This is a genomic window from Sphaerochaeta sp. UBA5849 (genome assembly GCA_002432715.1).
Classification (GTDB): domain Bacteria; phylum Spirochaetota; class Spirochaetia; order Sphaerochaetales; family Sphaerochaetaceae; genus Sphaerochaeta.
This window is the reverse complement of the sequence record DJGJ01000065.1, coordinates 1-21,541: the sequence shown is the minus strand read 5'-3', so window position 1 is coordinate 21,541 and position 21,541 is coordinate 1. Positions and strand designations below refer to the sequence as shown.

The following is a 21,541-nucleotide window of genomic DNA, read 5'->3' as shown; positions in this document are numbered from 1 at the left end:
CCAGTGTTGCGGGAAACATCACTGGCTTCTCTTTTCTATTTTTTCTGTTATAACTATTCTACCTTTTCAATTCAAAAGATGATTCCTATAGCCCAATGAAATTTGGCTTCTGTGTGCAAAACTGGAGGAATACTTCTTGAAGCTTGGATTTCTTTCGGCTTTTCAGGTGTAGGGAGAAGCAACTGCATCAGAGCCAAGCTTCTGTATGCGCCGAACTTGTACCCCACTTCCTTGACCACACCGATAGGCTCGAATCCGGCCTTTTCGTGCATATGAATTGAGGCGGCGTTATCAGAATCTATAGCGGCAACCATGCAATGATACTGCTGCTCGATGGCCTTCTCGATTAAGGTGGAGAGAATCATAGGCCCGAGGCCTTTACCCCGATGGTCCTTGTGCACATACACCGAGTGTTCAATGGTGTAGTGATAGGCAGGTCTCGCCCGAAACGGTCCATAGGTTCCAAAGGCCAGCAGCCTGTCATAGTCGTCCACCAAGCCGATGACGGGATACCCGCCCTGCTCTTTTGCATCGAACCAGGCGGTCATGGACTCTTTGGGCCGCTCAGAATACTCATACATGGCGGTGGTGGTCAGTATTGCATCGTTATAGATTGCGAGAATCTGGTCGGCATAGGATCGAGAGCATTCGATAAGGTGCATGGGAAGTCTCCTGTATGCATCCTAGTGAATTGAACAGGTGGCAGGCAAGAACTCAATTCAGCAATATGAGAAGGCCGCCAAAACGGCGGCCTTCAACACCAGACACACGAAACACATTACTTCCAGTACTTCTCCATCCGCTTCACCAAGGAAGCTCTATAGGCTTCCCAATCAGTGATGGGCTTTGCAGCAAGACCTTCCTCGCACGCAGCCTTGGCAACCGCCACTGCTTCCCATTCGATGACGCGGGGGTCGAACGGCTTGGGAACAATGTAGTTGCGGCCGAAGCTGAACTTCTGTCCACCATAGGCTTTCTCGACGGAGGCAGGAACCGGTTCTTTTGCAAGTGCAGCAAGAGCCTTGGCGGCTGCCATCTTCATGCCTTCACTGATGATGACCGAACGGACATCCAAAGCACCTCGGAAAATGAAGGGGAAGCCGAGTACGTTGTTGATCTGGTTCGGATAATCGCTTCTTCCGGTTGCCATGATCAGGTCGCTGCGGGTGGACATCGCCAGCTCGTAGTCGATCTCGGGATTGGGGTTGGCCATGGCGAATACCACCGGGTCCTTGTCCATGGAGAGCAGCATTTCCGGCGTTACACAGTCTGCGACGGAAAGCCCCATGAATACATCAGCTCCCACCATTGCATCAGCGAGTGTGCGTGCACTGCCTTCGGTGGCGAACTCTTGTTTCTCAGGTGTCATTCCGACTGTTCTACCCTTGTAGACGACACCCTTGCTGTCGAGCATGGTGATGTGCTCGCGTTTCACACCCGCCGCAACAAACATCTTTGCACAGCTGATGCCGGCGGCCCCGGCGCCATTGACGACAACCTTGATGTCCTCAAGCTTCTTGCCCACGATCTCGCAGCTGTTCATCAGGCCGGCGGTTGCAATGATGGCGGTTCCGTGCTGGTCGTCGTGGAAAATGGGAATATTGCACTGCTTGATCAGCTCCTGCTCGATCTTGAAGCACTCAGGTCCCTTGATGTCCTCGAGGTTCACACCACCGAAGGTAGGGGTCATAGCTTTTACCATGGCGATGATCTTATCCGGGTCCTTCTCATCCAGCTCGATGTCGAACACATCGATGTCGGCGAATCTCTTGAACAGGACACCCTTGCCTTCCATGACCGGTTTGCTGGCCAGAGCTCCACGGTCACCAAGACCGAGAATGGCTGTCCCATTGGAAATGACAGCAACCAAGTTTCCCTTGGAGGTGTACTTATAGGCATCCTCGGGGTTGGCTTCAATGGCCAGAACAGGCTTTGCAACACCGGGCGTGTAAGCCAAACCGAGGTCGCTGGCAGTCTGGCAGGGTTTGGATGGAACAACCGAGACCTTTCCCGGGACTCCATCCATCATGTGGTAATCAAGCGCGCGCTTGGTCAAATCGTCTTGCATTCTGTATTTCTCCTTTTCCTTATTTCTTCTCAAAATCCCACTTGTAATCCATCTTGTACCTATCGCGCAGGGTTACCATGACCTTCTGCAGTGAAGGAGGAACCGGGCAGCCGTGTTCCTTGCGGAACTGGTAGGCCAGGTACTCTTTTTCACCGGCGGTGAAGATATAATCCTCGCCCGGAGCCTTTTTGCTTGCGCGCAGTTCACGGCAGATGGTACCGGCGATGCGCTTGAAGGTGTTCAAACCCATGAAGTGTTCGGGATCGATGGCGATGAAGAAGTGCCCAAGCGGATAGGGAATCGGCTTATGGTTCTCGTCAAAGCCGTTGAGGGCCTTCATCCAGGCTCCGTCCTGCAGGGCGGCACTGAGAATCTCAACCACGGTTGCATAGCCGAAGCCCTTGTAGCCGCCAGTGAGTTCGCCGATGCCTCCGAGCGGAGTAAGGGCTGCCTTGCCGGTCGTCAGGTCCTCAAGCACCTGCAGCGTATCGGTTCTGGTCTTTCCCTCGCTATCAATCACCCAACCGGCGGGAAGCTCCTTGCCTGCCCTTCCGTATACCTCGATCTTGCCCCGCTGCGATACGCTGGTGGCACAGTCGAGGACAAAGGGGAACTCCTCATCGGTGGGAAACCCGAAGGTCAAAGGATTGGTTCCCAGCATGTTCTCCACCCCGTGGGTCGGTGCAATGGAGGGACGGGCGTTGGTACCGGTGATGCCCAGCATGCCGGCCTTGGTAGCCATGGTGGCAAAGTAGCCTGCAATACCGTAGTGGTTGGAGTTGCGTACCACCACCATGCCCAAACCATACTTCTTGGCCTTCTCGATGGCCATTTCCATAGCACGGTAGCCTGCAACATGGCCCATGCCGTTGTGTGCATCAAGCACTGCGGTGGCATCCTGGTCCTTGATCACCTCGATCTCGGTGACAGGGTTCATGATGCCCATATCGATGCGGTCGATGTAAATCGGCTTCAAGCGCCCGATTCCATGGCTGTCGATGCCCCGCTTGTCACTTTCGATCAGGACATCGCCGATGATCTTGGCATCAGCGGCAGGCACTCCTGCATGAACCAGAGCCTCTTCCATGAATGCCTCAAGTTCCTCAAAGCTGACCCAAGCGCAATCCTTATACTGCTCGGCATACTCATCCATATACTTCATTCGGTACTCCTCCTACACCTATGTAGTTGCTATTTGTATTGCAAGACCCTCAGGGATCTCCATTTGCTTGACGATTTCACCGCCTTTTTCATCGGTGACCAACACATCGACTTGATCGAGTCCTACGGTCTTGAAGTTCGACACCACCCCGATCTTGTTTGCTGCGGCCACCACAATGACCGTCCCTACGGTATGCTCGATCATGGCACGGGTGGTCTCCGCCTCCTCCAGGATGGGGGTGGTAAGCCCGGCCGATGGCGAAAAGCCGTCGACGCCGATGATTGCCTTGTTCGCATAGACCTGATTGACCAAGATAGAAGAGAGGGAGCCGGAAACAGAGTGGCTTCGGCTTCGATACACTCCGCCTGCAAGAATGAGACGGATGTGTTCACTCTCCTTGCACAGCCAAATGGCGTCGATGTTGTTGGTGACAATGGTCACCTTTTTCTGAAGTGCAACCACCGAGCGAATCACCTCAAAGGTGGTTGACCCGCTGTTGATGTACAGGGTGTCACCCTCTTCCACCATGGCTGCCACGGCCTGTCCGATGGCTTCCTTTTCTTTGGGATATTCTGATGCTTTCTGCAGGTAATCGGGTTCGACGGGTAGGTTTCTTCTGGCCGTCGCACCTCCATGGGTGCGCTCCACAAGTCCTTTCTTTTCAAGCTGGTCCAGATCGCGGCGGATGGTAAGCTCACTGACTCCAAGCTCTTCAGCCAGCTGGCTGACCGTGACTGTACCTTCGGTCTTGATCAGGCTCAGAATGTACTGCTGTCTGCTGGCAGGAATGATTGACATGCACACTTCCTTGAATGTTTTTGTACTTTTTACCCGTTACATCTCCATAATACAATCAAAAACATTCATATGTCAACGTGAATATCTGAAAGAATGCAAGAAAAACGTTCAAGAAAGTTCAATATATGGTGTAGGAAGGAAATCCATACAGAGCAAACGAGGAAAAAGAGAGTCCGACATAGGGAACGATGGAGAACGCCCAATCGGTTATTCGCTTTCCATCAAGAAGATGGAGCAGGGAAACATCGGCAAGAATGCCTGCAGCAAGAGCCACATCGAGCGAGCCTGAACTTGCGAACCGGAAGCGGGCGCCCAGATCCGCTCCCAAGCCAAGCTGAAGCTCATTACTTCCCCCTGGAACCTGATTCTCGATATCGGCAATGGAGAGCCCTGCAGAGGCATAGCCATCAACTCCCCCGGCCAATACAGAGCGAAATGCCGGACCGATGAAGAAAGCCATGCGGGTGATCGAGTCGGCAAACGTTGTGGATACCTTGGTCACCAGACCAGTGCCTTGAAATGGTGTGAACAGGAAATAGGATATGTCCAGGCCATAGGATGTATCGAAGTCCAAAGCAGATCCATAGTGCCGGCCTGCGGCAAAACTGATGTTCAGATGCCGCTCACTGCCAAACGCAGAAAGTGGAGCCAGATATGCAATACCCAAGCATAAGACAAGCAGCATTCGTTTCATCATCATGCCTCCTTGTAAAGAATCCTCACTATTCCCCCTTGATTATCGAAAAGAAAACTGGTATGGTCAACATTGCCTAACGCATGGTGCCATACCCAAGCGGTAAGGGAAAGGTCTGCAAAACCTTGATGCATCGGTTCGAATCCGATTGGCACCTCTTTGAGAGCCGCTGAACTTCAGCGGCTCTTTTGCATTTATCTTAAAAACAATCTTTCCAGCACATAGAGAAGATTCTCTTTAGCGTCTTTGGGCAATGAACAATTTGTAAAGATATACTATATTTGTTTACTTAGTACTCTTTTTTATGGTATTATTAAGGATGTGCTTTGAAGTCATAATGAAGAAGAAATTTCAAAGAGTGATACGGGAAATGCCAATGAATGCAAGACTCACACTCCACGAATTGATTCTTGATATGCAGGAAAAAGGTCCATATCGAAGAGAATACAGGAATTTCAGTACTCTGAATTCGTCAGGCACCAAATTCCATTGTCATTTAGGATGGAGTTGGGTAGCGTGTTGGTACGCTGAAAAAGGATCGTATATTGTGGAGGTATACTATGTTGGCAGTCGTGAAAAAGCTCCCTATGATTGATATCCGAATGAAGGGTGATATCCCGGAGGATATTGTTGTGTTATTGAAGAAGCATTATGGCTCTGATCTTTATATCGAGGATGATGACCAGTATATGAGCGTAGCTGAAATGCCTTGGTTTAAAGAGATGGATGCAGAAATGAGTCCTGGAAAAACTCTGCGTTTCCACAGAAGACTTGCAAATATGACGCAGAAGCAGCTCGCTGATACGCTGGGTGTTGCCAAGCAATACGTATGCGATTTGGAGAATGGAAGAAAAGCAATCAGCAAGGCAAAAGCGAAGCAACTTGCAGAGATTTTCCTCATCTCCCCTACTAGGTTTCTATAGGTGATTGACCAGCCTTGCTCATCATTTTGATGGTTCAGGGAACGAAAATTCCAACATCCTACTCTTCTTCATACAATCTGTAAGATAGAGATTGATAATTGTCTGATAAGGAATTCCGGTTCTCTGTGCCATTTGCTTGTAATAAAGAATGGTTTCTGAATCCAACCAAATGGTTACTTGTTGTTTCGGCAATTTGGAAACATAAGGATTCTTGGTCCCCTTTGAAAAATCATATTCACGTCTCATGAGTCGGCCTATATCCCTGATATTTCGTCATATTTCTGTGAACCATTTCAATGTTACGCCAAAGAACACCGCTTTGGCGATCGCCAAAGCGGTGTTTCAAACAGCCTGTTTCTCAATCCTGCGTAAGGCTTACTGCTTCATTGGTCCTGCTCGACTCATAGGAGGCAAGAGCGATTTCCAGTGCCCTGAGCCCGTCGAGGCCGGTCACCAAGGGCGTTTTTCCTGTTGCACACACCTGGACAAACTCCTTGATCAGGCCCTCATCACCCCCCTCATTCCAACTGATATCCTCGAAGCATTGGTTGGCCTGATCGTCCAGATGCAGCACCTGGGCGAAAGCTTTGAGCTCGATCACGCCCTTCGTCCCGATGATCTGCATATCGACCTGGGCCCAGATGGGATAGTTGGTATGGTGGGCCCATGAGCAATCGATGGTGGCAAACACCCCGTTGTCCAGTTCGATCATCACCAAGCCGGTGTCATCAATGCCCTTATGGTGCAAGAGCTCGCCGCTTTCGCAGAAGACACTCTTGATTTCAGAGCCGGTGAACCAGCGGATCAAGTCCCCCAAGTGCACCGTATGGTCCATAACCGCACCACCGCCGGACAGGGACGGGTCGATGAACCAAAGCCCGGGAATCTTACCGTGATTGATCGAGGTGATGGTAAGCACCTCCCCTATCAGACCGGCATCAATCTTCTTCTTGGCGGCTATTACATTGGGGTTGAAACGCATCGGAAAGGCGTTCATTATTTGAACACCAGCCTCCCTTGCAGCAGCAAGCATGGCCTTCGCATCAGCAATTGTCGTTGCAAACGGCTTTTCAACCAGAATGTGGAGGCCTTTCTTCGCAGCGGCTATGCTGACCTTGGCGTGGTCACGGTTGTTGGTGCAGATGATCACCCCGTCCAGCTGCTCATCAAGCAAAGCTTCATAGGACCGATAGTAGGTTGTCTGGAATTTGGCAGCCATCTCCTTACCGCGTTTTTCATCCTCATCTGCGATGCCGACAAGCACAACTTCAGGGTATTTCAACAGCTGTTGGGTGTAGCTCAGTGCATGCATGTGCTCAAAGCTGACAACTCCGATTCTTGATTCTTTCATAGACGTACCACCTTCCCGCTTCTGGCCGACTCTTTGGCCGCCAATGCAATGTGCAGTGCAGCGATGGCTTCGGCGGCTGTGACAACCGGCTCCGTCTTGTGCTCTACAGCATGCAGAAAGGCTGCAAGCTCTGCACGGTATGGATTCATCTCCTCGCTGAGCGGGTTGTCATAGAACAGCGAAACCTCCTCATCACTGCCCAGCTGCGTCTTGAGTGGACAATCACGAGTGGAGTCATAGCACAGTTGGCCGTCGGTCCCCACCAATTCAAAGGTGGTGCGGAACTCGATGCCCTTGGGCAATGCCCAGCTTGCTTCAACATGAGCCATTGCCCCGCTTGCAAAGCGCAGGATGGCCAGAGTGTGCATCTGCTCTGGATGCTTCGGCCCCAGGTTCTTTGCATAGACGCGCTTCACCGGACCAAAGTTGCAGAGAAGCCAGTCATAGTCATGAATCGCTAAATCGACTTCAGGCCCGCCGCTCTTTTCCAAGTCCTGATACCAGTTCTCCCAGCTCCAACCGGGGAATGCCTGATTGCGTGTAGTCCTCAATAGTGCAGGTGTTCCTATTCGGCCGGCCTTGATCTGATCGGCCGCCGTCTGATATTGGGGGAAGAAGCGCAACACATGGCCGACGGAGAAGGTAACCTTGTTCTCTTCGGCTGTTTCAACCATGCGGTTGGCATCCTCAAGGGTGAGGGCTATGGGCTTCTCGCAGAAGACGTGCTTGCCGCTCTTCATGGCATCGATGGCATACCGGCTGTGAAGATAGGTGGGCAGGCAGATATCCAATACATCATAGTCGGCCTTCTTTTTCATCTCTTCATAGGAGGTGAAGGCTTCACAACCCAAGAGTGATGCCAAGGCTTCGGCATGGTGGCTCCTGATGTCACAGACTGCAACCACCTTGGCATCCTCAAGCGAAGTGTAGGCATGGGCATGGGTTTCCCCCATCGTACCGCAGCCCACCAATGCAATTCGTATCATGCTCTGAGCTCCTTATTCCTGCTTGCCGAAATCGGCGACTTGCATGCATTTTCCATTCTCAAGACGCGAAGCCTCGGCAGCAAAAGCCATGGAGTGACTCTGCAAGGAGGAAGCGACACTGGTTTCTCCGTTGGTGTTGTTCGCCCGCACCTGGCGGACAAAATCGGCTACGAACAGCTCATCACTGCCGCTGTGCCCCTCTGGGGAGGTCTCTATCTCGATGGTTTTCTTGTCCCGCGATGAGAAATAGTTAATCGTAATGATCCCCTTCTCCATGTCTCCGACCAACTCGGCCTGGGTGCCCATCAGCCTCAGGCCCCGATGGGTGGTCATCGTAAAGCCGCTCATGGTGAAGGTGGCGATGACGCCGTTGGCGAACTGTGCATTCACCGTCTGGTGGTCGACGACATTGTTGTCGCAGTGGTAGACACAACGGCCCCACGGACCTTGTTGCAAGGCTTTGAGCCTGCCTTCAACCGAGAGATCGGTGGTTATGACATCCACCGGCCATGCGGTGTTTTTTCCAAGGTAAATCTTTTGTGCTGCATACGGGCATGCTTCATAGTGCGGGCAGTTGTCGGTGCACCGAAGCGGGGCGCCCTCCGGCGCATTCTCTTGCCTGAAATGGTACAGGTCGCCGTAGGAGCTGAGCGAGGTGCAATCGGCGCCGGCCAGGTAGAGCAGGATATCCATGTCATGGCAGCTCTTGGCAAGAATCATGGGAGCCGAGGTGTTGCTGTTGTTCCAGTGCCCCCTGACAAAGCTGTGGGACATGTGAATGTGGCCTACACACTCATCCAGCTCGATGCCGATGAGTCTTCCCAGCTCACCCTGGGCGATCAACTTCTTGACGCGGGTGAAGAAGGGGGAGTAACGAAGCACATGGGAGATGACGAATACTTTGGAGAAGTTTTGGGAGGCCCGGGCAATGGTTTTGCTGTCCTCAAGGGTGGTGACGATGGGCTTTTCACAGAGTATATGGTACTGCTTCTCAATGGCTGCCAGGATTGCATCGCGATGCATGGTATCCTGAGTGGCGATGACCACCGCATCGAAGTCCTGCTTGACGACAAACAAGTCATGCCAATCCTTTACTGCATAGGCAGTCTTTACAGCATGCTCCTCAACGATGTGCTGTCGTTTGACATCATCGGGTTCTGCGACCGCAACAATTCTCATCTCCTGGGGATGTGCTTTTGCATAGGCGGCATATACATGAGTTCCCCTACTTCCTGCCCCAAGCAGTGCTACACGAATCGGCTCCATTGGTTCCCTCCTGGATTATGTGGTTGCACCCCGTTCGGGGCGCAACCTGATGATAGCATGGTTATTTGTTGATTTCTGCGTTGATGACTTTCTCAATCTCTGCAAGGCCGTTTCCCAGCTGCGGCTGCATGAACACCTTGTCCATCTCGTTGTTCAACAAGGTGTACACGGGCCCAGCATTCTTGCCGGAGATTGGAAGCGGATAGCCGTAGTTGACGGTATCCACAATAGCCTTGGTGTCAAGCCAGCTGTACTCCTTGAAGAAAAGTTCTGCTCCGCCATTGTAGCATGGTGCCCAAACACTGGAAAGCAAAGTTGCATGCCGTTCGCTGGCAAGGTAGGACATGAACTTCATAACTTCCTCAGGATGCTTGGTCTTCGCCGAGGCCACATAGCCGAGGTTGTGGTAGATGCTGGCACGCTGCTTCTGCTTGGGCATCGGGGCAATGCCCAGATCCGGACCCAGAATCTCTGCAAACTGCTTGAGGATGCCGGTGTGGTTGGTGATCATGGCAACCATGCCTGACTGGAACATGGTGGCCTTGGTGATCTCACGCATCTCGCTGACCGTCGGTGAATAGCCGTACTTGTAGATCAGGTCGAGCAGGAACTGGGCTGCTTCCCTTCCCTCGGGAGTGTCGATCACAAGCTTCATGCGGTCTTCGCTGAACAGTGTTCCACCATTCTGCAGGATGAAGTTGGAAGCTCCGCTTTGCATGTCGGGGTCGGCGATGGTGCCGTACTGGATGGTGGTGCCCTTGTCCTTGATGGTCAGCTTGGCACTGGCGTTGAGATAATCGTCCCAGGTCCAGCTGTCGTCGGGATAGGCAAGACCGGCTTTGTCGAACATGGCTTTGTTGTAGTACAAAATGACCGAGTCGAAGAAGATGGGTACACCATAGCGGCTGCCTTCATGCATGAACGGCTCAGAGTAGATGGAGTTGAAGTTCTCAAACTTGATTTGGTCCTTGTAGGGCTCGAGGTTCATGATCAAACCGGTAGGAAGATAGGACACGGCATTGGGATGGTTGAGCCAGAATACATCGGGTCCGGTTCCGGTTGGCAGTGCCATCTGCAGCTTGGTCCAGTAGTCGGACCAGGGAATGATCGACATGTTTACCTTGATTCCTGCATTCTGGGCCTCAAACTCTGCAATCATTTTCTTGTAGACTTCCTCACCATTCTGGTCCCAGTACCAGAAGTTGATCGTTTTCGTTTCCTGCGGTTTTGCTTCGGCTCCTCCGGCCGCAAACAAACTGTTCAATGACAAGGCGATGAGCAGCATAGCCACCAAGACGGTTCTCAGATCCTTTTTCATAGATTCCTCCTGTTGTATTTCAATCCAGCATATTCTGGATATGAATGCGGTTATTCCTTGATTCCCGACAAGGCGATGCCTTCGATGAAATACCGTTGGCTGATGATGAACACCGCAACCATCGGCAGCGATACCACCACCGCTGCAGTAAGCAGCAGGTTGTCCCTGGTCAGGTGCTGACCTTGCAGGTTGGCGACAGCGATGGACAGGGTGTACTTCTCTGTCGAATTGATCACCACCAACGGCCAAAGGAAGTCGTTCCAGCTGAAGACCAGGCACATGATACCGGTTGCGAGCAATGCACTATGGCAGAGCGGCAGCAGAATGGACCAAAAAATCCTGAAATGCCCCGCCCCATCGAGGTAGGCGGACTCATCCAGCGACCGCGGCAGGCTCATGATCTGCTGGCGCATGTAGAAGGTCGTTGTCACGCTGGGAATGCTGGGGATGATGATGCCCAGATAGGAGTCGAAGAGCCCCAGGTCGAGAATAAGCTTGTAGCGGGGCATGAGAATCATCTGGATGGGGATCATCAGGGCCAGCAGCAGGGATACGAAAATCACATTCTTGAAGGGAAAGTCGATACGGGCGAATGCATAGGCTGCAAGCGAGGAGAGAAACAGCTGGGGGAAGGTGATGCCGATGGTGTTGATGATGTTGTTCTTGTAATACGAGAGAAAGTTCAGCCTGCCGAACAGCTCTTTGTAGTTGTCCAGATTGGTGAAGCTTGCCGGGAAAAAAACCACGGGAATCTGCACCGTCTCACGATAGGTCTTGAAGGAGGAGACGACTATCCAGAAGAACGGCACCAAGGTGATGAGGGCGAATACGGCAAGGACGAAGAAGCCAATGCTGATTCCCCATGTTTTATTCAATTTTCTCATGGCTTGCCTCCTCAGCTGTAGTGCACCCAGTGCTTCTGACCGACGTTCTGCAAAATGGTTACGGAAAGTACAATCAGGGAGAAAATAATTGCCTCTGCTGACGCATACCCCATTTCCAGATAGGTGAACCCCCGTTCGTAGATGCCGAAGGCCATGGTACGGATGTTCTCCCTGACGATCACATTGCTCTTGCCGAATACAAAGATGTAGTCGAACATCTTGAAGCTGTTGATGATCGCGAGCACAAGGCAGAAGAACAGTTGCGGGGTAACCAGAGGGAAGGTGATGTGCAGAAATTTCACCCACCACGAGCCACCGTCGATGTCGCAAGCTTCATAGTACTGAGGTGAAATATTCTGAAGGCCTGCAAGAAGAATGACGGTAAAGTACCCGATGCTCGCCCACAACGTCACCAGGACTATGACGAACCGGGTCAGCAAGGCATTGCTGAACCAAGCCGGTTGCGGGAGGTTCATAATCCTGAGCAGACCGTTTACCAGACCGTAGCGGGAGTTGAAGACGATCATGAAAATCTGGGCTGTAATAACCGGCAGTATGACATAAGGAAGGAAGAAAATCGTTCGGAATACTCCCTTTCCCATGAGTTGTTTCTTATTCAGGGCATTGGCAAGAAAGAGCGAAATGCCGACGGTCAAAGGTACTGATGCCAGCACGAAGAACATGGTGTTCTTGAATTCGAGCCAGATGGTTGGATCCTGAAAGAGCCGCTTGTAGTTTGAAAGTCCTATGTATTGGGGAGCACTCAGATGATTCCATTTGGTGAAGGAGATGAAGACTGAACTCACCATGGGATAGAGGAAGAAGATATACAGGCCCAACACAGTGGGGGCTATGAAGAGATAGGCCCATATCCAATCCTTGTGCTTTCGTTGCAGTTGCATGTTCGGCTCCTTCAAAAGGGTCGTTTCAAGTCTGGTACAGCTTCAGCATAAGGGAGTATTTTTCATTTGTCAAACTTTTTTGTTCGATTGTCGAACATTATTTGTATCCTATATGTCATTCTATCTACCAACTCCAGCCGTTTTGCAGTATGCTGAGCCTATGAAACGAATCACCGACTGCTGTTCCAACCTAGCCATCCACACCATCATCCAACTTGTGTGGAATGAAAAAACCATCACCCGAGCCGAGCTCAGCAGGCTCAGCGGGTTTTCGCGCAGCACCATCACCGCCAATGTGGACAAGCTGCTCGAAGACGGGATTCTCTTGGAACAACCCCTCGAAGGCCAAGACAAGCGCAAGAGTCTGGTCATCAACCAGAACCGCGGCCTGTTCATCGGTATCGAACTGGATGCCGACTGCTGTGCTGTTGGAGCCTGTGATATCATGGGCAACTTACTGAAAGAACAATGCATCACCATCGACTATGTCGACGGCCCCGATGCAATTCTCAAGCAGATCTCCCAAACCATCAAAGCACTGCAGGAAAGCCTCAAGGAGCGGGAGACCGCCATCCTCGGCATCGGGGTGGGACTACCCTCCCCGGTCGATTTTGCCGGAGGGTATGCGGTACACCCTGCTTTCATGCCCGGCTGGCATCACTATCCGGTTGGACCGAAACTGGAAAAGCTCTACGCATGTCCGGTCTTCGTGGACAACGAAGTGAACACCATGGCCTTCGGGGAAGCATTCTTGTCCGAGCAGTACCGGGGCAAGGACATCCTGTTCATCAAGCTGGGTGCCGGTATCGGGGCGGGCATGATCGTGCAAGGCTCGATTTATCGTGGCAACAGTGGTATGAGCGGCAATATCGGGCACATGAGGGTCGACGGCAACACGCAGCAGTGCAAGTGCGGCAAGGTCGGATGCCTTGAAGCCATCGCCGGAGGCAGTGCATTGCTCAAGCGGGCCGAGCTGTTGGCTCACACCAAGCAGAATCCGTTCCTGCAGAAGGTGGTAGAAGAGAAAGGGTATCTGCAGCTCTCCGATCTCAAGGAGGCCATCCGACGCCGTGACAGCCAGATCATCCAGATGGTGGATGAAAGCGCCCACACCATCGGATCCATGGTAGGCAGCCTGGTGGTATTCTACGACCCGAAGGCGGTGGTGCTCGGCGGCAACCTGTGTGAGTTCGGCTTACAGTATGTCGACTCCATCAGACGCGCCATCATCACCGAGGCAACTCCTTGGATCAAGAGCGACTTTGATGTGAACGTCACCAAGTTCGGCGACAGCATCGGCGTCATAGGATCTGCGATGCTGTGCATCAGCACCCTTATCCACAATGGGGCGTTTGTGAACGAGGAGTAAAAAAAGTAATTATCTGCTCTCAAGTTGACCGTATCAGAGATACCGGTCATCACTAAGTTCCCTCTTCACACACCAAGGAGGGGTCTCCCCCTCCTTGTCTGAGTTACTCATGGATTGAAGATCTTCGTTACTTGGACTTACCCAAGTAGGCGAACTTGATCTCCTCGTTCTCCAAGAGCTCCTTGCCAGATCCTGTGAGGGTGATGTTCCCTGTCACCATGACATACCCGGTATGGGCGGTTCTGAGGGCGACGTTGGCGTTCTGCTCGATGAGCAGGACGGTCACGCCGGCCTCGTTGATTCTCTTGATGATGGAGAAGATGTCCTTCACCACAAGCGGGGCAAGACCGAGGGACGGCTCATCCATCATGATCATCTTGGGGTTGGCCATCAGGGCCCTCCCGACGGCCAGCATCTGCTGCTCGCCGCCAGAAAGTGTTCCTGCCAGCTGCCAGTGACGTTCCTTGAGGCGGGGAAAGAGTTCATAGACCCGTTCGAGGCTCTGCTGCTCATGGCTCTTGTCCTGCAGGTATCCACCGATCTTCAGGTTCTCCAGCGTGGAGAGGTTCGCAAAGACCCTGCGGCCTTCGGGAACCAACACCAAGCCTAATTCCACAATCTTGCGGGTATCCATGCCGTTGAGCTTCACCCCGTTGTAGGTGATGGTCCCGCTGGTGATTGGAACCAGGCCCATGATGGAACGAAGCGTCGTTGATTTACCGGCGCCGTTTGCTCCGATGAGGGTGACAATCTTTCCTTCATCAACGGAGAAGGAGATGCCGTTGAGGGCCACGATACCACCGTAACAGACTTTCAAGTCCTGTATTTCCAATACACTCATGCTTCATCCACCCCCAAGTATGCCCTGATGACGGCAGGATCGTTCTGCACCTCTGCAGGAGTTCCCTGGGCTATGGTCTTGCCATAGTCAAGGACATAGATGGTGTCCGAGATATCCATGACCAGGTTCATATGGTGTTCGATCAAGAAGACGGTCAGCTTGAACGAATCCTTGATCTTCTTGATAAACAGCGAAAGCTCCTCGGTTTCTTTTGGGTTCATGCCTGCAGCCGGTTCGTCGAGCAACAGCAACTTGGGCCCTGTGGCCAAGGCGCGGGCGATCTCGAGCCTGCGCTGCTTGCCGTACGGCAGGGAGGAAGACTTCTCGTTTCGGCTGCCAAGCAACCCTACCCGCTCAAGCAGCGCCTCGGTGTCCTGGTACATTTTCAGCTCCTCCTCGCGGTTGAGGCGGAAGGTGGAGGAGAAGAGCCCTGCCTTGATATGGCAGTGCTTGGCGATCAGGACATTCTCAAAGACGGTGAGGTCCTTGAAGAGACGAATGTTCTGGAAGGTACGGGCCATGCCCAGGCGGGTGATCTTGTCCGGAGTGTTGACCACCTGCTTCTCAAAGGGTGTCTTATTGGTCCCGTTGTAGATTTTCTTCATCTTCGAGCGGGGATAGTTCTCAACGATGACCAGACCGTCAAAGGTCACACGGCCGTTGGAGGGCTGGTAGCCGCCGGTAATAACGTTGAAAGCTGTGGTCTTGCCGGCCCCGTTCGGGCCGATGAGGGCGGTAATCCTGTCCTTCTGGATTTCGATGTTCAAGTCATCGACGGCGACCACGCCGCCGAACTGCATGGTTATGTGTTCGGTCTTCAAAAGGATGTCACTCATGAGCGGCCTCCTTCTCTCTCTTCTTGAATCGATTGATGATCCGATCCCAGCTGAACTCATTGGTTCCCATCAGACCTCGGCGGTAGATAAGTACGACGATCATCAAGAGGATGGAGAATATGACCATCCTGAAGCCGGTGCGGAAGAGCGGCACCTCGAAGGTTCCTATGGTAAGCGGCTGGTCGAAGAAGCGCAGCCACCACTCTTTTGCAGCGGTTACCAGGAAGGCGCTGAGCACCGAGCCGGTGACACTCCCGATTCCTCCGATGACGACGATCAAGAGAATGTCGTATGTCAGCGTAATGGAGAAGGTCTTCGCCTCGATGGAGCGCATGTACATGGCCAATAATCCGCCGGCGACAGCAGAGAAGAATGAGCTGATCACAAAGCTCATCTCCTTGTGCTTGAACAGGTTTATTCCCATTGCTTCGGCTGCAATCTCATCCTCCCTGATAGCCTTGAAGGCTCTTCCATAGGAGCTCTTGATGAGCATCATGATGAAAATGATGCAGAAGGTCACAACAATGAACGGCGTGATGAGCGAGGGAATGGCTCCCCAGAGCATCGGGGGGAAGTTGGGGATCTTGTTCAGGCCGTAGGAGCCGTTGGTGATCTGGTCGAACTGCGGCGAGGAGAAGATTGCACGGACGATCTCCGACAAGCCCAGCGTTGCGATGGCCAGGTAGTCGCTCTTCAGCCTCAGGACGGCGATGCCGACCAAGGCGGCGGCAAAGGCTGCCAACAGGCCTCCCAAAAGCAGGGCGATGAAAGGGAATATGATTTGGATGAATTCAGGCGATGAGGCAACCATCGTTTTGAAGGCCCGTATCGCCGGATGTACACCGTTCATATAGTAGACACCGTCGAGGTTCTGCACAGGAATGAGCAGGATGGCGGTGGTATAGGCTCCGATGGACATGAAGCCTGCTTGTCCGAGGCTGAACAGCCCGGTAAAGCCGTTGAGCAGGTTCATCGAGACTGCCACCAGGGCGAGGATGACTCCTTTCTGCAGGACCGAGACTAGCATGCCGTTCTGCAATCTGTTGGCGTTGAGCCAGTAGAGGAAGACCAGCAGCAGTGCCAGGGTGACTATGGTATAGATGTTGTTTCGTTTGATCTTGATCATACTTTCTCCACCGTTTTTTCGCCGAAGAGTCCGGTCGGTCGTACGAGTAGCATCACGATCAAGAGGAAGAAGGTGAAGGCGTCGGAGAAGGTTGAGTAGCCCAGGGCTACGAGCAGGGTTTCGACGATGCCGATGAAGAAGCCTCCTACTACGGCACCGGGGATGTTCCCGATTCCACCGAACACAGCGGCTACGAAGCACTTGAGGCCGGGGAGCGTTCCGGAGAACGGCGTGACCGACATGCGGTCGGTGAAGTAGAGAATGGAGCCGACACCGGCGAGGAAGGAGCCGATGGCGAAGGTCACCGAGATGACCCTGTTGATGTTGATGCCCATCAGTTTGGCGGTTTCAAAGTCCTTGCTCACCGCCCGCATGGCCATACCGGTTTTGGTCCTGTTGACCAGTACCATCAGGATGAAGACCAGGATGATGGTGAGCACCGGGGTAAGGATGGTGACGAAGGAGGCTGAAAGCTCTCCCATTTGGAAGATTCTCTTGAGAATGGGAATCTCCGGATACCCGCGGGGAATGGCGGTGAAGAGATACGTCGAGAGGTTCTGCAAGAGATAGGAGACGCCGATGGCGCTGATCATGATCGACATGCGCGGACTGCTGCGCAGCGGCTTGTACGCCATCCGTTCGATGACGATTCCCAGCACGGTCGTCACCAGCAGGGTGATGACTATGGCTACCGGCCAGGGGAAGCTGGCAAGCGAGAAGATCATGAAGTAACCTGCCATCATGAAGATATCGCCATGGGCGAAGTTGATCAGCCGGAGGATGCCGTAGACCAGCGTATAGCCGATGGCTATCAAGGCATACGCTCCTCCCAGAGATATTCCTGTCAGGCAGTGCTGCAGGATTGTTGTCATACTCATCAGTAATTCTCCATACCTGAGTCAAGCTAAACATAGGCAAATTAGCTGCCAATAACAAAGAGAAACGGAAACTCAAACTGCAAAAAAAAGAGGGTTGGCTGGGACAATCCGTCCCAGCCAAGCGATGAAGCTTAGATAACGCTGACAGTCTTGAGGAACTTGAACTGGCCGCCTTCAACAACCTTGATGAATGCCATGTCTTTGTTGGCATCACCATTTTCGTTGAATACGATGCGTCCGGTTACGCCTTCAACGTCAACCTTGGCCAGGGCGTCGCGAATTGCGGGACCCTTGGAGGAGTTTGCCAGCTCGATGGCCTTCAGGGCTGTGATGTAGGCGTCGTAGCCGAGTGCGGAGACTGCAGGGATGATCTCCGGCTGCTTGTTCTCAACCAAGTACTTCTTGAAGCCTTCGATGAACTTTGCTGCTTCAGCGGTTGCAGGGTCTGCATCGTCGAAGAATGTGGAGAGAACGACACCTTCAGCGCTCGCGCCTGCGTTCTCTATAATAGAAGAGTTCTCCCAGGTGTCGCCGGCCATGATCTTGGCCGTAATACCCAGCTCGCGTGCCTGCTTGATGATAAGCGGTGCGGTGGCGATCGAGGACGGGGCGAAGATTACGTCAGGGTTTGCTGCCTTGATGTTGGTCAAAATCGACTTGAAGTCGGTGGTGTTGGTCTGGAACTGCTGTTCGCTGACGATGCTGCCACCCAGCTCCTTGAAGGCGCGGAGGAAGAAGTTCCCGAGGCCGGAGGAGTAGTCATCCCCAAGCTGGGTGATGACTGCAGCCTTCTTGGCGCCTTCCTGCCAAGCATAGTTGGCCATGACGGTGCCCTGGAAGGGGTCGAGGAAACATACGCGATAGTAATAGTCGTTACCGAGGGTTACCTGGGGGTTCGTGCAGGATGCGCCGATGGCGGGTACCTTGTTGTCAAGGAAGATGTCGCCGGCTGCAATCGATACACCGGAACCATAGGAGCCGAGAATGACGGAAGCGCCGCTGGAGATCAGGCTTTGGGCTGCGGTGACTGCTTCTGTCTTGTCTGACTTGTTGTCAGCTTCAACGAGTCTGACGTTGTAGGTCTCACCGTTGATCTTTACGGTGGGATAGACTTTGTTGGCATAGCGCATGCCCAGGACTTCCTGGTATCCGCCGCCGCCGTTTTCACCAGTGAGGGGTTCGAATACTCCGATCACAATTTCTTTTGCCCCGCTCTTCTGCTCTGCCCCACCGGCAGCAAAGAGTACGGAAGAGGCTAGCAACAGAACCAACAAGCACACAGTTAGTTTCTTCATAACAAGAGCCCTCCATATATAGATGAATTATTATTGCGTTCTCTGTCGAATCTGCACAAGCAAAAAGTGTGTATATACGTAAATATTTCTGTAACTTTAAAAAAGTTTCTCCATTTTTTACACATTTTGAATAAACTTGCGGTTCCATCGGTACTTTTCTGGAGCATAAGTGAATAAACATACACCAATAGTGCAAGCAACACTGTTTCATCTTCTGCTCTACTTCTAACGTATGTCGCTTGTTTTGCAATGTAATATCAGTCTAATAGGAATTGTTCTCCCCTCATATATTTTGCCAGGTTCCTCTTATGTACAACGTGTTGTCACAAGTAGGTGTACAAGATATTATTTGCAATTACTTATATATAAACATTTTAGAAAATATTTTAAAAATATTTCAAAAATTTATCACTTTTATCTTTTTAGTATTGACATAAGTCTCTTTTGTTCCTATTATACAAGTGTGCTCAGGGAAAGAGCAGAAAAAACATAACTTGCACAGGAGCTTGAAAGGAAGCCCCTAAAGGAAAGGAAGAAAATGAAAAAGACAATCGCTATCTTGTTGGTCCTGGTAATCGGAATGGTTGGGGTGTGGGCGGAGGAGGCTAATGCAACCTTGAATCTTCAAACGACCATTGATGAAGTAAATAGGATTGCAATTACCACAGGTTCCACCTATAGTTTTCCTACATTGAGTACTGTAGATCCAATCGTATCAGAAGCAAGTATGATAACCCATACGGTTGCTTTTAGTACTGCTGCTGTTGATGTTGGCTATATCCATTACAAGACTAATAATGCTAACGGCGTTACTGTTTCAATGAATGGTACATATTTGGCGAACGCTGCTAATAATGCATATATCATCCCTTATCAAATTGATGTACTTGCTGGCGATGTAAGTGGTGATACAACTAAGAGCCTTATTAAGCTCAATGCGACTGGTGATACCACAGCAGACGTGGTACTTTTCGAAGCAACCAGCGGTACTTCACTTTTTACTGACCATCGAAAGATTCAAATCAGTGGAGTTGCAGGGTCTGCTGCTAATTATCCTGCTGGTCTTTATTCAGCAACCGTTACCTTCAAGCTGACTGCACAATAAAACCATCGGTACCAGGTACAATCTCCACAAAATCCACAGGAATCGCAAGATGGCGGTCTGGATGAAGGGTTTTGAGAAACAGGGTACCGGGTACAGCTTCCAATAATTCCACAAGGCTGATCAGAAATGGTCAGCCTTTGGTGTTTTTAGGCCCAAGAGCCAGGCTGTTGTTTGATTTGCAGTTCAGAAGGGAATGCCCCGGAATAATCCGGGGCGCAGGCACGGATTCCAAAGTTTCCACAGGAACCGCAAGATGACGGTTTGAATCAAGGTTTTTGAGAATCAGGGTACCGGGTACAGCTTCCAATAATTCCACAAGGCTGATGAACCATCGGTACCAGGTACAATCTCCACAAAATCCACAGGAATCGCAAGATGGCGGTTTGAATCAAGGGTTTTGAGAAACAGGGTTCCAGGTACAACATCCAATAAAACCACAAGGCTGATCAGAAATGGTCAGCCTTTGAATGTGCTCAATAGCTGGAAACTATCAAACAAGAAATCTTTCGCAGAATTCTCTTGCTGTGATGATTTGGATATTCTCAAATTTCTCCAAGATTAAAACCATCGGTACCAGGTACAATCTCCACAAAATCCACAGGAATCGCAAGATGGCGGTCTGAATCAAGGGTTTTGAGAAACAGGGTAACCATCGGTACCAGGTACGGATTCCAAAAGTTCCTCAGGAATCGCAAGATAGCGGTTTGAATCAAGGGTTTTGAGAAACAGGGTTCCAGGTACAAGTTCCAATAAAACCACAAGGCTGATCAGAAATGGTCAGCCTTTGGTTTTTTAGCCCAAGAAGCAAGCTGTTGTTTGGTTTGCTGTTCAGAAGGGAATGCCCCGGGATAATCCGTGGCACGGTTGTAAGTCCTTTACTATTTACGCAGATGGAGAATAGTCGCCCTCACGTTCGAGAAAATCTCAAACCTTAAAATAGTACAGATAAAGAAATCACTCCCTAAAAGACAGATGAACAAAAATCCGATGGAGTCATCATCCGAGGGTGATCAATTCCAGACTCAAGGAAGTCTTTATCCCCTGTCAAAATGATATCCACATCTGAAACTACCGCACTACGCAGTATCGGTCTGTCCATCATGTCGCGCATCAGACTTTCTTCTTCCACAGGAATTTCGGGAGTATCCACTATCTCAATTGAAAGAAGAGAGTTCGAGATGAACGACTCTAAAGCCGGTAGCTTGTCAGGAAACTTTTTCGTGAAAATGCGCTTCATCTCGTCTAGGTTCTGCTCTCAAATCACTGCCTGGTATGGATAGGTATTGGCTTTCCAGAAAGCCTGGGCAGGCGTGCTGTGGGGAAACAGCGCAGCTGAAATCAAAACGTTTGTGTCGATAAGAACTCTCACTCAGTATCCTCGGAGCGTAAGCTTTTGACAAGAGCTATCACATCCTCATCATCCTTCAAGCCTGACTTTTGTGCCTCACCAGCCATCTGGTTCTGCAGCATCTCCATGGCGTAGAGCGCTGAATTGATAATCCGCACACTACTTCCATCCACCAAAAAGGTCACACGGTCCCCGGTTCCGACACCCAAGGCAGCCCTGACGTCCTTGGGGATGGTCACCTGACCTTTGGCCATCACTTTTGCATTGTCAACGAACTGTTGTGCCATGTTTCTCCTCCAAAGTAGGGAATTCCCTACTTTTAATCTAAGGAATCGTGCAAAAATAAACTATGCAAATGTCTCTGATGGTGATATGCAGTAATTCCATTCCC

General features: G+C 51.4%; 22 protein-coding genes and 1 tRNA gene. 4 read left to right on the top strand and 19 right to left on the bottom strand.

The features are described 5' to 3' along the window. Positions 1–71 precede the first annotated feature (71 nt). The 5 genes from B3K89_RS11170 to B3K89_RS11150 all read right to left on the bottom strand — a co-directional run bounded on the left by B3K89_RS11170 (position 72) and on the right by B3K89_RS11150 (position 4,722). Entirely contained in the window at positions 72–662 is a 591-nt protein-coding gene (locus tag B3K89_RS11170; protein ID WP_293893488.1) for a GNAT family N-acetyltransferase, read from the bottom strand. A gap of 116 nt (positions 663–778) precedes the next feature. Next, positions 779–2,068: a malic enzyme-like NAD(P)-binding protein gene (locus B3K89_RS11165; RefSeq protein ID WP_298502265.1), complete on the bottom strand. Its 1,290-nt coding sequence runs from the start codon at positions 2,066–2,068 to the stop codon at positions 779–781. A 19-nt stretch (positions 2,069–2,087) separates the two neighbouring features. Next, positions 2,088–3,230: an Ldh family oxidoreductase gene (locus tag B3K89_RS11160; protein ID WP_293893493.1), complete on the bottom strand. Its 1,143-nt coding sequence runs from the start codon at positions 3,228–3,230 to the stop codon at positions 2,088–2,090. Positions 3,231–3,248: 18 nt separating this feature from the next. Beyond that, positions 3,249–4,028: a DeoR/GlpR family DNA-binding transcription regulator gene (locus B3K89_RS11155; RefSeq protein WP_293893496.1), complete on the bottom strand. Its 780-nt coding sequence runs from the start codon at positions 4,026–4,028 to the stop codon at positions 3,249–3,251. Positions 4,029–4,146: 118 nt separating this feature from the next. Next, positions 4,147–4,722 (bottom strand): hypothetical protein, encoded by a 576-nt coding sequence (locus tag B3K89_RS11150; RefSeq protein ID WP_345907418.1) that lies wholly within the window; start codon positions 4,720–4,722, stop codon positions 4,147–4,149. 85 nt (positions 4,723–4,807) lie between these two features. On the opposite strand from B3K89_RS11150, the gene B3K89_RS11145 reads away from it, so the two are divergent. Both B3K89_RS11145 and B3K89_RS11140 read left to right on the top strand, forming a co-directional pair. Then, positions 4,808–4,879 (top strand) — tRNA-Cys (locus B3K89_RS11145). A 403-nt stretch (positions 4,880–5,282) separates the two neighbouring features. Then, positions 5,283–5,645 carry a helix-turn-helix domain-containing protein gene (locus B3K89_RS11140; RefSeq protein ID WP_293893502.1) on the top strand — a complete coding sequence of 121 codons (363 nt, stop codon included), beginning with the start codon at positions 5,283–5,285 and terminating at the stop codon, positions 5,643–5,645. Positions 5,646–5,666: 21 nt separating this feature from the next. On the opposite strand, the gene B3K89_RS11135 is transcribed toward B3K89_RS11140, so the two are convergent. From B3K89_RS11135 to B3K89_RS11105, 7 genes are all read right to left on the bottom strand, one after another. Continuing rightward, the gene (locus B3K89_RS11135) at positions 5,667–5,891 is read right to left on the bottom strand and encodes a BrnA antitoxin family protein (protein WP_345907417.1); all 225 of its coding nucleotides are present in this window, start codon (positions 5,889–5,891) and stop codon (positions 5,667–5,669) included. 112 nt (positions 5,892–6,003) lie between these two features. Beyond that, positions 6,004–6,996 (bottom strand): Gfo/Idh/MocA family protein, encoded by a 993-nt coding sequence (locus B3K89_RS11130; protein ID WP_293893505.1) that lies wholly within the window; start codon positions 6,994–6,996, stop codon positions 6,004–6,006. Then, on the bottom strand, positions 6,993–7,982 hold the full coding sequence (locus B3K89_RS11125) for a Gfo/Idh/MocA family oxidoreductase (protein ID WP_345907416.1): 990 nt from the start codon (positions 7,980–7,982) through the stop codon (positions 6,993–6,995). Before B3K89_RS11125 ends, B3K89_RS11130 begins: the two co-directional genes overlap by 4 nt. A gap of 12 nt (positions 7,983–7,994) precedes the next feature. Further along, positions 7,995–9,248: a Gfo/Idh/MocA family protein gene (locus B3K89_RS11120; RefSeq protein ID WP_293893511.1), complete on the bottom strand. Its 1,254-nt coding sequence runs from the start codon at positions 9,246–9,248 to the stop codon at positions 7,995–7,997. 61 nt (positions 9,249–9,309) lie between these two features. Continuing rightward, positions 9,310–10,566: an ABC transporter substrate-binding protein gene (locus B3K89_RS11115; RefSeq protein ID WP_293893514.1), complete on the bottom strand. Its 1,257-nt coding sequence runs from the start codon at positions 10,564–10,566 to the stop codon at positions 9,310–9,312. A 50-nt stretch (positions 10,567–10,616) separates the two neighbouring features. Beyond that, positions 10,617–11,450 (bottom strand): carbohydrate ABC transporter permease, encoded by an 834-nt coding sequence (locus B3K89_RS11110; protein WP_293893517.1) that lies wholly within the window; start codon positions 11,448–11,450, stop codon positions 10,617–10,619. An 11-nt stretch (positions 11,451–11,461) separates the two neighbouring features. Further along, entirely contained in the window at positions 11,462–12,352 is an 891-nt protein-coding gene (locus B3K89_RS11105) for a sugar ABC transporter permease (protein WP_345907415.1), read from the bottom strand. Between the two features lie 160 nt (positions 12,353–12,512). Between B3K89_RS11105 and B3K89_RS11100 the strand changes: the two genes are divergently transcribed. Beyond that, a complete protein-coding gene (locus B3K89_RS11100) occupies positions 12,513–13,721 on the top strand; it encodes an ROK family transcriptional regulator (RefSeq protein ID WP_345907414.1) in 1,209 nt (402 codons plus the stop codon). 127 nt (positions 13,722–13,848) lie between these two features. Here the strand turns inward: B3K89_RS11100 and B3K89_RS11095 are convergent, their stop codons facing one another. From B3K89_RS11095 to B3K89_RS11075, 5 genes are all read right to left on the bottom strand, one after another. Beyond that, positions 13,849–14,562: an ABC transporter ATP-binding protein gene (locus tag B3K89_RS11095; RefSeq protein WP_345907413.1), complete on the bottom strand. Its 714-nt coding sequence runs from the start codon at positions 14,560–14,562 to the stop codon at positions 13,849–13,851. Further along, entirely contained in the window at positions 14,559–15,398 is an 840-nt protein-coding gene (locus B3K89_RS11090) for an ABC transporter ATP-binding protein (protein ID WP_345907412.1), read from the bottom strand. The genes B3K89_RS11095 and B3K89_RS11090 overlap by 4 nt, the downstream gene beginning before the upstream one ends. Further along, on the bottom strand, positions 15,391–16,524 hold the full coding sequence (locus tag B3K89_RS11085) for a branched-chain amino acid ABC transporter permease (RefSeq protein WP_345907411.1): 1,134 nt from the start codon (positions 16,522–16,524) through the stop codon (positions 15,391–15,393). The genes B3K89_RS11090 and B3K89_RS11085 overlap by 8 nt, the downstream gene beginning before the upstream one ends. Continuing rightward, a complete protein-coding gene (locus B3K89_RS11080) occupies positions 16,521–17,402 on the bottom strand; it encodes a branched-chain amino acid ABC transporter permease (protein ID WP_345907410.1) in 882 nt (293 codons plus the stop codon). Before B3K89_RS11080 ends, B3K89_RS11085 begins: the two co-directional genes overlap by 4 nt. A gap of 131 nt (positions 17,403–17,533) precedes the next feature. Further along, entirely contained in the window at positions 17,534–18,697 is a 1,164-nt protein-coding gene (locus B3K89_RS11075; protein ID WP_345907409.1) for an ABC transporter substrate-binding protein, read from the bottom strand. 538 nt (positions 18,698–19,235) lie between these two features. Here B3K89_RS11075 and B3K89_RS11070 point away from each other — a divergent pair. Then, positions 19,236–19,802: a hypothetical protein gene (locus B3K89_RS11070; protein ID WP_345907408.1), complete on the top strand. Its 567-nt coding sequence runs from the start codon at positions 19,236–19,238 to the stop codon at positions 19,800–19,802. A gap of 961 nt (positions 19,803–20,763) precedes the next feature. On the opposite strand, the gene B3K89_RS11065 is transcribed toward B3K89_RS11070, so the two are convergent. Both B3K89_RS11065 and B3K89_RS11060 read right to left on the bottom strand, forming a co-directional pair. Next, positions 20,764–21,039 carry a hypothetical protein gene (locus B3K89_RS11065; RefSeq protein ID WP_345907407.1) on the bottom strand — a complete coding sequence of 92 codons (276 nt, stop codon included), beginning with the start codon at positions 21,037–21,039 and terminating at the stop codon, positions 20,764–20,766. A 128-nt stretch (positions 21,040–21,167) separates the two neighbouring features. Then, positions 21,168–21,437 (bottom strand): AbrB/MazE/SpoVT family DNA-binding domain-containing protein, encoded by a 270-nt coding sequence (locus B3K89_RS11060; RefSeq protein ID WP_345907406.1) that lies wholly within the window; start codon positions 21,435–21,437, stop codon positions 21,168–21,170. Positions 21,438–21,541: the final 104 nt, after the last annotated feature.